Annotated in this window: 11 protein-coding genes; 7 read left to right on the forward strand and 4 right to left on the reverse strand. The window is 60.3% G+C overall.

What is annotated here, in order from left to right:
* Window positions 1-506: 506 nt before the first annotated feature.
* On the forward strand, window positions 507-1,307 hold the full coding sequence (locus tag ACLIRY_RS15085) for a delta-class carbonic anhydrase (protein ID WP_413206239.1): 801 nt from the start codon (window positions 507-509) through the stop codon (window positions 1,305-1,307).
* A gap of 51 nt (window positions 1,308-1,358) precedes the next feature.
* Here the strand turns inward: ACLIRY_RS15085 and ACLIRY_RS15090 are convergent, their stop codons facing one another.
* Entirely contained in the window at window positions 1,359-2,210 is an 852-nt protein-coding gene (locus tag ACLIRY_RS15090; RefSeq protein WP_413206240.1) for a LysR family transcriptional regulator, read from the reverse strand.
* A gap of 216 nt (window positions 2,211-2,426) precedes the next feature.
* On the opposite strand from ACLIRY_RS15090, the gene ACLIRY_RS15095 reads away from it, so the two are divergent.
* On the forward strand, window positions 2,427-3,392 hold the full coding sequence (locus ACLIRY_RS15095) for a quinone oxidoreductase family protein (RefSeq protein WP_413206241.1): 966 nt from the start codon (window positions 2,427-2,429) through the stop codon (window positions 3,390-3,392).
* 28 nt (window positions 3,393-3,420) lie between these two features.
* Here ACLIRY_RS15095 and ACLIRY_RS15100 read toward each other — a convergent pair whose 3' ends face one another.
* Window positions 3,421-3,933 (reverse strand): Lrp/AsnC family transcriptional regulator, encoded by a 513-nt coding sequence (locus tag ACLIRY_RS15100; protein ID WP_413206242.1) that lies wholly within the window; start codon window positions 3,931-3,933, stop codon window positions 3,421-3,423.
* 443 nt (window positions 3,934-4,376) lie between these two features.
* Between ACLIRY_RS15100 and ACLIRY_RS15105 the strand changes: the two genes are divergently transcribed.
* From ACLIRY_RS15105 to ACLIRY_RS15125, 5 genes are all read left to right on the forward strand, one after another.
* Complete coding sequence (locus ACLIRY_RS15105) at window positions 4,377-4,991, forward strand: peroxiredoxin (RefSeq protein WP_413206243.1); 615 nt, start codon at window positions 4,377-4,379, stop codon at window positions 4,989-4,991.
* A gap of 225 nt (window positions 4,992-5,216) precedes the next feature.
* Entirely contained in the window at window positions 5,217-6,161 is a 945-nt protein-coding gene (gene trxB, locus ACLIRY_RS15110; protein ID WP_413206244.1) for a thioredoxin-disulfide reductase, read from the forward strand.
* Between the two features lie 222 nt (window positions 6,162-6,383).
* Complete coding sequence (locus tag ACLIRY_RS15115; protein WP_413206245.1) at window positions 6,384-7,295, forward strand: LysR family transcriptional regulator; 912 nt, start codon at window positions 6,384-6,386, stop codon at window positions 7,293-7,295.
* Between the two features lie 367 nt (window positions 7,296-7,662).
* On the forward strand, window positions 7,663-7,860 hold the full coding sequence (locus ACLIRY_RS15120; RefSeq protein WP_413206246.1) for a CsbD family protein: 198 nt from the start codon (window positions 7,663-7,665) through the stop codon (window positions 7,858-7,860).
* Between the two features lie 84 nt (window positions 7,861-7,944).
* Window positions 7,945-9,288: a tetratricopeptide repeat protein gene (locus tag ACLIRY_RS15125; RefSeq protein ID WP_413206247.1), complete on the forward strand. Its 1,344-nt coding sequence runs from the start codon at window positions 7,945-7,947 to the stop codon at window positions 9,286-9,288.
* 667 nt (window positions 9,289-9,955) lie between these two features.
* Here ACLIRY_RS15125 and ACLIRY_RS15130 read toward each other — a convergent pair.
* On the reverse strand, window positions 9,956-11,674 hold the full coding sequence (locus ACLIRY_RS15130) for an OFA family MFS transporter (protein ID WP_413206248.1): 1,719 nt from the start codon (window positions 11,672-11,674) through the stop codon (window positions 9,956-9,958).
* 233 nt (window positions 11,675-11,907) lie between these two features.
* A complete protein-coding gene (gene fdhD, locus ACLIRY_RS15135; protein WP_413206249.1) occupies window positions 11,908-12,729 on the reverse strand; it encodes a formate dehydrogenase accessory sulfurtransferase FdhD in 822 nt (273 codons plus the stop codon).
* Window positions 12,730-12,733: the final 4 nt, after the last annotated feature.

Below are 12,733 nucleotides of genomic sequence, written 5' to 3' on the forward strand. Positions count from 1 at the left end.
CTGGAGCGGAATGAGGAAAAGGGGACACCGGTTTTCCGGCCTCATTCCGCTCTAACCAGATGATTTAAATCACATTGATAAAATTCGATCGGACACAATACACAACGGGGCATATTTTCCCGTCGCGGGGCTTTGCCCCGTCCCCCACTGGGGCATAAAGGCCCCAGCCCCCGGGCTCTTATTTGTAAAAAGAAATTGGGGGTTTGGGGGCAATGGCCCCCAAATGGGCTTGGGCAATCGCCCAAAAAATATCAGACACTGTCCCGTACCCTGGACTCGAACCGTTGAATAAAGGCGAAACCTTGTCTTAACGAGAGAAGGCCCGCTCCGACAAGAACGACACCGGATCACACCATCCGGCACCGGACCGCACCCGACGCCCCTTTCCATTTCATTCACCACGAGAACACAAAGAACTCGGATAGGAAAATTAGACATCGACAGGACCGCCATTCATTGCGACCATAGCCTTTCAACCATATCTAAAAGGCGCAAGGACAGATAATATGATGCATTTTCGTTTAACACCCCTTTTGTTGGTCTTATGCGGATTCGTTGGTTCGGTCGGCATGACATCCGCCGCCGAGATATGCCAAGGTTTTGGCCCACAAACACCGCGCGACATTTCCAATGTCGAGGGCACCAATCCCAGAGTTTTCTCCCCTGCACCACCGGCCGATCGGCTCAATTTATGTAATATCCACACCCACACGAATGCCGAGCACAAGGGACCCGGGTTCACCGTGTTCGCCGGGGATCAGGAGCATGGCGGTTACCAATGCAACGAGACCGCGTCTCTGACCAAAGAAGAGCTTGAGGATCCGGCCCATGGGCACGGGGCATTTCACGGCATCGTTCCCGGTGATACGATCGAAGTGCATTGGGTCTATACGTCCTGTGATGTCTCACCCGGCGAAGGACTGGGATCCTGCATGAACGATCGCTGCGCCAACCCGGAATTACGCGTTGAATCCCAAGTTTTCCTGGTTGTAAACGACAAGACGGCTTTGGATTTCGCGGATTTCGCTTACGCGAATACGGTTGTTAACGGCTTTCACCAACCAAAATCGCTGCCGAGCGGTACCGGTACACCGGTCGTCTTCGCCGGTTCAACCACCGGACCGAAATTCACGGAAGAGCATTGCTCACCCTTGCAAGTGACCTGGAGCGTGCGCCCGGCCTGCGCGAAGATCGATGTCAGCTCCCTATACAAATGGGCAGAAGACGGCAATGTCTTCCATGAGGATCATTCCCATGGCGTCCGCCAGTTGGTAACCGCACCGGAATTGCTCGCACCCATTCAGTGAGGGTCACAAAACGTCACATCCCGCCGATGAAACCTGCCCAAGGCTTGCTCCTCATACGTCCCTCACGATTTGCGCCAATTCATCCATCACCAACCGGACTCGGGGAACGGATCGCAAATCGTCGTGGACCACCATCCATATATCCCGAGACGGCGGGATGTCCTGACTCGCAAGAACGACCAGTCCAGCTTCCTCCCCCATAAACCGGGGGAGGAGAGCCACCCCCATCCCCGCCCGAGCAGCCACCGCGTGGGCGGTCAGATCGTTGCTTCGGAAGACCACCGGACGCCCCGCCAGACGCGGCTCCAGCCAGCGCCATTGGGGATAATGGGCGGTTGTTTCCTCATATCCAATGATCGGCCAATGGGCCTCTCGGGCATCCTCCCGCAGCGCGAAGTCCGGCTCCCCATAAAAGCGAAAGACCAGCTCCCCCACCTTGCGGGCCACCAGATCCGGCTGTTCCGGTCGGGAGAGGCGAAGCGCAATATCCGCCCGGCGCCGGTCCAGATCCGCCCTGTCGACGTCCCCCAACAGTGTCACCACCAACTGCGGATGGCGCTGCCGCAGGTCCGCCAGGGCCTTGGCGATGACCCATCCGGCGAGGCTGGGCGGCGCACTGACAGTCACCGACCCGGCTAAGCTGTCCTCCAGGGCATCCACCCCCCGGACGACCCGCGCGACCCCCTCGGACACCCCGGCCCCGAGATCTGCCACCCGTCGTCCCGCTTCGGTCAGAAGAACGGAGCGAGGCAAGCGGTCAACCAACCGTGTCCCCAGATCCCGCTCCAGGGTGGCGACCCGACGGGCCACGGTCGAATGCTCCACGCCCAGCATCCGGGCCGCAGCAGACAAGCTTCCCCCCTCGGCCAGGGCCAGGAAGTGACGGAGATCTTCCCAATTCATGCTCATTTTTCCCCAAGGAATGGGAATTTATAGGCATTTTCACCCATGCAAAGAAACCCCATTCTTCCGCCACCCCATTAGAGCATCGAGCGGAAAAGTGGGCACCGGTTTTCCGGACCACTCGATGCTCAACTTGTTGAATCTAGATCAAAGTGTCCGCCTTAAATCGATTCCGATTTAAGGCGGTTTGATCTAACGAAGAACGGAGTTTTCCTTATGGTCATGATGATTTGCATGGACGCCCCGGGCGGCGTCGACCGGCTTTCGGTCCGGGACATCAATCCCGGCCCTCCCGGCCCTGGCGCCATTCTCGTCGAACAGACAGCGATCGGCGTCAATTTCGTCGACATCTACCACCGCAAGGGACTGCACAAGCCCCCCGCCTTCCCCGCACCTCTGGGGGTGGAGGCCCTGGGGGTCGTGGCCGAGGTCGGCTCCGGCGTGACCGACCTGGCCCCCGGTGACCGGGTGGCCATGGCGGGCGCTCCCATTGGAAGTTACGCCCAGGCCCGGGTTGTCCCGTCCAGTGCGGCGGTCCGTTTGCCCAACGACCTACCCGACGAGCAAATCGCCGGGTCCTTCCTCCGGGGGCTGACGGCCCATCTCTTGCTCCATACGGTCGGGCAGGTCCAATCGGGTCAGCGCCTGTTGATCCATGGCGCCGCCGGAGGCTTGGGATTGATCCTGGTCCAATGGGCCAAGCGGTTGGGAGCGGAAACATTCGGTGTGGTCGGCTCCGAGGACAAAGCACGCCTCGCCCTGGCCCATGGCCTGGACCACGTCATCCGCCGGGACCAGGAGGATTTCGCCGAGTCCCTACGGGCGCAGACCGATGGAACAGGGGTGGATTTCATCGTCGACGGCATTGGCGGCGAAACCTTCACCCGCAGCCTGGGATGCCTCGCCCCCTTCGGCCTCCTGGCCAATGTGGGCATGGTGGGTGGCCCTCTACCCCCCATTGACCCAGCCTCCCTGACCAACCGCTTCCTCTCCCGCCCCAGCATCCTGGCCCACCTGGGCAATCGCCGGGGTTACGAACAGGCGGCAGAGGCATGGTTCGATGTCCTGCGGGAGGGGCTCAGCGTCGCCGAGGGGCGGAGTTACCCCTTGGCTGAAGCCGCCCAAGCCCAGGCGGACCTGGAGGCGGGCAGCACCACCGGTACCCTTCGCCTTTTGCCGTGAAGGAAGCCCCGGGGCGAGAGAGGCTGTTTTACGCCGTATCCCGCCTCGGGTCGCCATCCGGATGATCGGTGACCGGCACGCCCGGACACAGCTTGCCGGTGCGAATCGCCAGGGCCGACTTCACATGGGCCACATTGGGGGCCGAGGTCAGCCGCTCGGTCAGAAACCGTTGATAGTCATCCCAGTCATGGGCGACCACTTTCAATAGGAAGTCCGTATCGCCGGCAAGCATGTGGCACTCCCGAACCTCAGGCCAGATACCAACCAGATCCTCGAAAGCCCGCAAATCCGATTCGGCTTGGCTGTTCAGGCCCACATGGGCGAAGACGGAAACGTTAAACCCAAGGGAAACCGGGTCCAGCTCCGCATGGTAGCCCCGGATATACCCGGATTCCTCTAACGCACGAACCCGGCGCAGGCAGGGGGGCGCGGAAATTCCAGCCCGCTTGGCCAAATCCACGTTGGTCATCCGACCGTCATTCTGAAGATCGGTGAGAATCTTTCGGTCGATGCGGTCCAATTTGACCCGCTGCGTCACCATGGAACCCTGCCCATTTCAACAAAAGGCGCCCCCGTCCCATCCGGGTTCGGAGGTCACGAAACTATGTCACACAGGCCGGGTCACCGGCCCACACTCTCCAACCGAGGACCTACCTAGCCCACGAAAGGAAATTACACGCATCTCGCACCCTGACGCAACGACAATGCGAGGTGACGCAATCTTTGGAAAGTTCCACGCCCTCTTTTTGGAACAACCCCATGAGATCCTCGGAAAAGTCATCCGGTGGGCCTTGCGCCGAGGCATCCCATAACCGACATTATGGGCGCCCGAGGGAGACCGATCCTTTCGCGCCTTTTCCTCGCTCGCCCATGCCACCCTTGGTGGGGCGCGTCGCGTGGAAATCGGAATTGACCTAAAAAAACCCATGGCGGCATCCCCTTTTCGGGCATGCCCGCATTTCTCGATACTGGAGACCAAAGACGATGACCGATAGCGTCGGCAACCTGATTGGCAAGCCCGTTCCTGATTTCACCGCTCCGGCTGTGATGGGCGACAACTCCATCGACGAGGGTTTCAACCTGAAGAGCTATCTGGCTGGATCCTACGGCCTCGTGTTCTTCTACCCGCTGGACTTCACCTTCGTCTGCCCCTCCGAGATCCTGGCCCACGATCACCGCATGGACGCCTTCACGGCGAAGGGCTGCAAGGTCGTTGCCATCTCCGTCGATTCCCACTTCACCCACTTGGCCTGGAAGAAGACCCCCGTGGCCGAAGGTGGCCTGGGCAACGTCCAGTTCCCGATGGTCGCCGACCTGACCAAGGACATCGCGAAGTCCTTCGGCGTGCTGCTGCCCGGTGGCGTGGCCCTGCGCGGCAGCTTCCTTGTCGACAAGGAAGGCAACGTCCGTCACCAGGTGATCAACGACCTGCCCCTGGGCCGGAACGTTGATGAGTCCCTGCGCATGGTCGACGCGCTGGCCTTCCACGACGCCCATGGCGAGGTCTGCCCCGCCGGTTGGAAGGAAGGCGAAAAGGGCATGACCGCCACCCCCGAAGGCGTGGCCGCATACCTGTCCGAAAACGCCGACAAGCTGTAAGCATTCGATCCTGACCCGCAAAACAAGCGGGCCGATCCTTGTGAGAAGCGAGGCGTCCCTCTCGGGGCGTCTCGCTTTTTCTTCTTCCGCCAAGGTTTTTGGGTCTTGCTCCCTTTACCCCGCATCGGAGGCCCCCTATTCTTTTGGCTCCTTCGCGCGGAGGCCCATACGAAGGGCGGGGGACCTTCATGCCACTCTTTCACCCTCTTTAAGTCCTGGACCACCATGACCGAGCACCACACAAAAGTTCTGATCCTTGGCTCCGGCGCTGCCGGATGCACCGCCGCCATCTATGCCGCGCGGGCCAATCTGTCTCCGATCCTGGTGGCCGGCCTGCAACCCGGTGGCCAGTTGACCATCACAACCGACGTGGAAAACTTCCCCGGATTTGCCGATGCCATCCAAGGCCCCTGGCTGATGGAGCAGATGCAGGCCCAGGCCGAGAACGTGGGAACGACCATGGTCCACGACCTGATTGTCGACGTGGATCTGTCCAAGCGTCCCTTTGTCTGTCAGGGCGATTCCGGAGACACCTACATCGGTGAGACCCTGATCATCGCCACCGGCGCCTCGGCCCGCTGGCTGGGTCTGGAGAGCGAACAACAATGGGCGGGCATGGGCGTCTCAGCCTGCGCCACCTGCGACGGCTTTTTCTTCCGGGGAAAAGAGGTCGTGGTGATCGGCGGCGGCAACACGGCGGTCGAAGAAGCCATCTACCTGACCAACCACGCCAGCAAGGTGACTCTGATCCATCGCCGCGATGAACTGCGGGCCGAGCGGATCATGCAGGACCGCCTGTTCAAGAACCCCAAGGTTTCGGTGATCTGGGACAGCGTGGTTGAAGAAGTTCTGGGCGGTGGGACGCCCCCCGGTGTCACGGGCGTGGCCCTGAAAAATGTCAAAACAGGCGAAACCAGCACCCTGCCCTGTGAGGGGGTTTTCGTCGCCATCGGCCATGCCCCCAACACGGAAATCTTCAAGGATCAGTTGGACAAAGACGCCAACGGCTATCTCGTCACCAAACCCGATAGCACCGCAACAAATGTCTCTGGCGTCTTCGCCGCAGGGGACGTGCAGGACCACATCTTCCGTCAAGCTGTGACGGCGGCGGGAACGGGCTGCATGGCCGCCCTGGAAGCCGACCGTTTCCTGGCCCTCGCAGAGGAATAAGCACTCGGCCCTCGCCTTGAGGGCTCAGTATCCGGCCCTCAACGCGGGGGCCACGCACCTGACTCCGCCGTCCCAAAAAGGGCAATCTGCGGGCAGCCCCCGAAAAAGAGGGGCCAGTCATTCAGTCGGAACAGATACCCAGGGGCGGGGAGGCCCATGGGTGTCGCTGGACAATGAAAGTCCGGCCTTGGGGAGAAGCCAATGCCGCACGGAGCGGGCAATATGGATTGGGATAAGCTGCGAGTCTTTCACGCCGTAGCTGAAGCGGGCAGCTTCACCCACGCGGGCGAAACGCTGAATCTCAGCCAGTCGGCCGTCAGTCGCCAGATCAGTGCCCTGGAAGAAAGCTTGAAGGTGTCCCTGTTTCACCGTCATGCCCGGGGGCTGATCCTCACCGAACAGGGAGAACTGCTCTTTGAAACGGTGCACGAGGTCTTTGGCAGGTTGGCTTCCGTCGAGGCCAAACTGGGAGAGTCCAAGGAACGACCAGAAGGGCCATTGACCATCACCACCACGCTGGCTTTTGGGTCGCTCTGGCTGACGCCGCGCATCCGCCGCTTTATGGAGCGGTATCCAGATATCAACGTGACCATCGCGTTGAACGATACGGAGCTGGATCTGGCCATGCGTCAGGCGGATGTCGCCCTGCGTTTCGTGCCGCCCAGGCAGCCGGACCTGATCCAGCGCCACCTGCTCAGCATGCCCTATCATGTCTTCGCTGCCCCAGAATACTTGAAGAAATATGGTGTGCCCAAGAATGTGCGAGACCTGGACGACCACAAGATCATCAGCTACGGCGAGGAGTTCAAACCGCCTGTGCAGGAAATGAATTGGCTGTTGACCGCTGGCACCGCAGACGGGCGACCGCGCAAACCCATTCTGAAGCTGAACAATATTTACGGCATGTTTCGCGCGGCAGAAAGCGGACTCGGCATCACTGCATTGCCCGATTATTTCTCCAGCGAATCCTCCAACTTGGTGAAAATTCTCCCGGAGGAGCATGGCCCTGACGTAAACATCTACTTCGTCTACGCCGAAGAATTGCGACACAGCAAGCGGGTGACGGTGTTCCGAGACTTTCTGATCAAGGAAATCTCCGTCATCAACGGACCACGTTCACCATTATCCAATTGATTTAAAAAGGAAAAGCAAGAGAGGAAGACGCCTCTACAGGACCGTCGACCAAAGCCATGCGACCGATGCATAGCCTATCTGTCGAAATTCACATGGTGGTTCAGGGGTCCAAAGCGTAAAAACAAGTCATCGCATGTTGCATCGCACATGCAGACAGATTTGGTGGCTCTCCTCCCTTGTGCCGCCAATTCCGCCGGAGAGATCCGGCACAGGGCGCCGCGTTTCGGTGTCCTACGTCTTCCAGACGTGAAACCTCCCTGTTCCGACTTAACCCCTGGGCTTGCCCAGGGGTTTTTTTTATTCGGAACCCTAATGCCCCTCGCTCGTTTCCTGGGTGTTACCCTTTTCCAACCGAGGAGAGCGCCCGATGAATCGCCATGAGATCGAAGGCAACTGGAACCGGCTGGCTGGCGTGGCCAAGGAACGCTGGGGCAAATTGACCGACGACGACGTGAAGGTCGTCCAGGGGAAACACCAAAACCTGGTGGGGAAGCTCCAGCAACGCTATGGCATCACCCTGCATGACGCGAAACGCGAAGTGGACGCCTTCTTCGAGAAGCTGTAATCCCGTTCTTCACCGGTTCAAAAGGATGCCGACGCCGTGTACCCTGCTGGTCCTGTAACTGAACCGGAAAAAGGACATGCACTTATGGCCGGGGCTGCCGACCATCTGGACGCCGCCATCCGGGCCTTGAAGGCCAAGACCCCCAAGGATGCGGTCCCCCCTCTGCGCGCCTTCCTGGCACTGGAGCCCGACGAACCCGACGCCTGGAGCTTGCTGGCCGAGACCCTGACGGCCCTGGGCGAGGCGGAGGCAGCCCTGGAAGCCCTCGACCGAACGCTGACCCTCTCCCCACAGGACGACGGCGCCCTGTTTCACCGGGCCAAGGTTCTGGACGACCTGGAGCGCCCCCAGCAGGCCCTGGTGGACCAGGAAGCCCTGGCAGAGCGCCATCCCACCAATACCAATGTCCTCCACAATCTCGCCCTCTTGCGGCGACATGCGGGGGATACGGAGGGATCCGAGGCGGTATTGCGGCGCCTCCTCACCCTCGCTCCCGACAGACAGGACAGCCGTCTGGCCCTGGCCCATGCCCTGCTTGCAAGGGGCGCCTGGGCGGAGGGCTTCGCCCTTTATGAGGCGCGCCTCGCCCTGCCCGGCTGGCAGAGGGCGGCGCTGACCGCTCCGTCCTGGGACGGGTCGGCCCTCGAAGGCCGCTCGCTGCTGGTCACCGCGGAACAGGGGTTGGGAGACGGGGTGCAGTTTCTGCGCTACCTGCCCCAGATCTCCGGCGCCGGTCGGGTGATCGTGGAGTGCCACGCCCCCTTGCGCCGTCTGATAGAGGCCATTCCCACCGTTGACCTCGTCGTTCCCTTCTCGCCCGAGGGCAATCTCCCCCCCACGGACCTGAGAGTGGCCCTGGGCAGCCTGCCCGGCCTTATTGCCCAGGGAGCCCCCCTAGAGGACGCTGTTCCCTACCCACCCTTCCCCCTCGCCCCGGTCACCCCGCCGATCACCGAAACGCCCCGCAAGGGGACCGGCTTGGCTCTGGGGATGGTCTGGCGCTCCAGCGACCGACCGGAGCTGCGACGGGACCCCCCCAGAGAAGCCCTTGCGTCCCTCTCGGCCTGTCCCGGTATCCGGTGGACCAGCCTGCAATGGGGAGACGCCTCCCCCTCTTTTCCCCCCCCATTCCCCATGGACATGGCCCCCATCGCCCAGGCCAGAGACCTGCTGGACACGGCGCGCATCATCGACTCGTTGGATGGAGTTGTGACCGTGGACACGGTGGTGGCGCATCTGGCCGGAGCCATGGGCAAGCCCTGCTGGGTCCTTTTAGGGTCCCGCCCCGATTGGCGCTGGGGAAATGGGGCCCCAATCACCCCGTGGTACCCCACCGCACGCCTGTTCCGCCGGGAGCAGAATCCCTGGAGGACGCCGCTGACCGCCCTGATTGATTCGCTGCTGGAGGCGCTGGTACGGAGCTTATGAAACGCAGCCCTTCAAGACACTGAATCGTCAGGAAGAGAACCCAAAGCCGACGATTTCAGACCTTTGATAAAAAAAAGAGCGGCGCGTTCCTTGGGAAGGGAACGCGCCGCCAAAAGGCCTCGCAAGGAAGACAGAAGATCAAGAGTGGCGAACAAAGCACGGGAGGGTTTAAACCTGCGCTTCGCGGAGAGGCCGTTCTCCTGTCTCACTTCGGGTCAGACAGCACCGCCTAAAATCGGGCCAGATTTCAGGCGTATCGACCCAGAGAGGCCCGCATCCCCGGCTGCTCGGGAAGAACAGGGACGCGATCTAGGGATGATGCTATCCCAGATTTTCTCCCCTGTGACCCAACCAAAAAGGATTGCTCTCTGCGACATTTTCCCGGCAAATCCCTTGGAAGGTCGCCCTTTCTTCATTGTTTTATTTCCTCTTTTCTCAAAAAAACACGCAGTCGACTAAGGTACACGGTAGCGGACGTTTTCCCGTCACGGGGCTTTGCCCCGTCCCCCACTGGAGCCGTGAGGCCCCAGACCCCAGGCCATAAAAAAATGGGGATTTGGGGGCATTTGCCCTCAAATGGGCTTGGGCAATCGCACAAAAAAACGATGCGCCTCTCATGAAGAGGCGCATCATCAAGTACTCTAACCCGCCATAAGGCGCTTTAGAATTACATCACGGGGTCTTCCACTTCATCATGGACCATGTGGTGTTTTTCATGCACCGGACGGACCATCATGTTGGCGATCAGCCCAACAACCAACAGAGCTGCCATAGTATACATGGTCGTATTGTACAGGCTGGGCGTCGGGTCGGTGGTTCCTGCGGGAGCGATTTCCATCAACTTGCCAATGGTCACCGTCTTGGTAGCAATCAGCTCGTCCAACTTCTCCTTCCCCGCGCCAAAGGCCGTAACGAAGGTCTCGTTGTTAATCACTCCAGCCAAATCATGCAGGGCGTTGGTCAGGGAATGCTGGCGCAATTGGGTAATCGCCAAAGGCCCCAGGACACCGGCGGTACTCCAGGCGGTCAGCAGCCGCCCATGGATCCCCCCCACGTATTTGGTCCCAAAGATATCCGCAAGGTAGGCCGGGATGGTCGCAAAACCGCCACCGTACATGGTGAAGATAATCATCGTCGCCGCGTAGAACATGACCAACCAGACAACCGCCGGATGGACACTCACCTGCTGGGCGGCGTAGGGAATGGACATGTACAGGATAATACCGAGGATGAAAAAGACGAAGTAGGTGTTCTTTCGCCCCAGGAAGTCCGATGTGCTGGCCCAGAAGAAACGCCCGACCATGTTAAACACACTGATCATCAGAACATAGGTCGCCGCGAATCCACCGTTGACGATCAAGGGCATGGTGGTCCCGAAAATCTCGGTCATCATGGTCTTGGCCACGCCGATCACACCAATCCCGGCAGTCACATTGGCGCAAAGCACAACCCAGAGAAGCCAGAACTGGGGCGTTTTCAGGGCCTGATCGATGTGGACATGGGCCGAGGAAATCATCTTCTTGGCTGCGGTACCGGCCTGGGGAGGCGTCCATCCCTTGGGCAACCATCCCTCCCGAGGAACACGGTAGGAGAAGGAGGCGGCAATCATCACGATGGTATAGAGAATCCCCAGGGTGAAGAAGGTCGCCGCAGCACCGGTGCTGCCCGTGCCCACCACATAGACCCCCTCAGGTCCCGGCATGATCGCCTTGGCCATATCGGCCGCCGAGGCCACGACCACCTCGACGGGGCTGCCATTGACCGTAGCGAAGCGCACCCCATTCTCCGTAGTCATGGGGACATCCGCCACCGGCCCCAGGAATGTCGGGGCCTGATAGTACAGTTTCAGAAGGAATTCCTTCAGCGGCGCGCCAATCATGGCCCCGCCACCAAAGCCCATGATGGCCATACCCGTGGCCATACCGCGTCGGTCCGGGAACCACCGGATCAGCGTCGAGACGGGCGACACATAGCCAAGCCCGAGCCCACAGCCGCCAAGCGCCCCGTATCCTAAATAGATCAGCCACAATTGGTGCGTGGTGATACCCACGGAGCCGATGAGGAATCCCCCCCCCCAACAGCAAGCCGCAACGAATCCGACCATCCGTGGTCCCACCTGCTCCAACCACTTGCCAGCGAAGGCCGCAGACAGTCCGAGAAAAACGATGGCAACGGAAAAAATCCAAACAACCGAACTCAACGACCAGTCGCCGGACGCACTGGCCACGACTCCCAATTCCTTAATCAGGGCCGGATTAAAAATACTCCAGGCATAGACAGAGCCAATGCATAGATGGATTGCGATAGAAGCCGGTGGAACAAGCCACCGATTATAGTCCTCCCCCGCGACGATATGTTCCTTTTTTAGTCCCTCTATAATATTCACGTAACGACCTCCCGCTTTGTTTTTTTGCGTTGGATCGGCCGCACCCTCTCACGTCTTTTTATTACCCTTTCCCAAGAGGGTGACTCACCTTATGGAATACTCTCCCCGGCCCTCTTAAAAGGACAAGGGTCCATATTTATTCAGAAGTCTCCAGTCCACAAAAACAGACCAAAAGGCCCGTATAACCAGAAGACAACATCAACCCCTTACTGAAACACCCAATAGGCCATAGTCTATTGGAAGAGAATAACGCCTCCGGAACGATTCCGTGCCGCCAGGGTTAATCCCACCCCCCGGGCCAGATCCACAGCCAGGGCCGTCGGCGCCGACAGTGTGGCCAGCAGGGAGATCCCCGCAGCCGCAGCCTTTTGGACCAACTCCGCACCGCAACGGCTGGACAACAGAACGAAGCCCTCCGATGGATCAAACCCCGCCCGGGCCATGGCCCCGATAACCTTGTCCAAGGCATTGTGTCGGCCCACGTCCTCGCGACACAGGAGAATCCGTCCCTCGGGATCGCAGAAGGCTGCTCCGTGGACCGAATGGTTCAGACGGTTCATGGGCTGGTGATCCCGAAAAGCCTCGTAGGCCTGAACGATCGCCTCCGCCAAAACGACCCTCTTGAGGCCCGGAACCGGTGGAAGGGGCCGCAGGGCCTGGCCGATTTCCGCCAAACCACAAAGCCCGCATCCGGATCCTCCCGCCAGGGTCCGCTCGGTCAGCGCCCCCGGACCCAACTCATCGGGATCCACGGCGATGCACAGGCGGCGCCCCACCCCTTCCTCCTCGACCCGCACGGTCAGGAAGGCCTTGGGGTGGGCGACCACCTGTTCGGCAATGGAAAACCCCAGCGCAAAATCTTCCAAATCCGCTGGGGTCGCCATCATCACCGCATGGGGCTCGGTATTGTAGACGAAGGCCACGGGGGTTTCCTCGGCCAAATGCCACGTCACCTCTTCCCGCCGTTCACCGCCCCGAAAGGCGGATCCGGCGGCGAAGGCAGAGTGGCTGGTCCCCACTCCGCGTCCCCCTTGATCTCCCATCACCTTGCCCATGGGA

It is taken from the genome of Rhodospirillum sp. A1_3_36, from assembly GCF_047263945.1.
Taxonomy (GTDB): Bacteria; Pseudomonadota; Alphaproteobacteria; order Rhodospirillales; family Rhodospirillaceae; genus Rhodospirillum.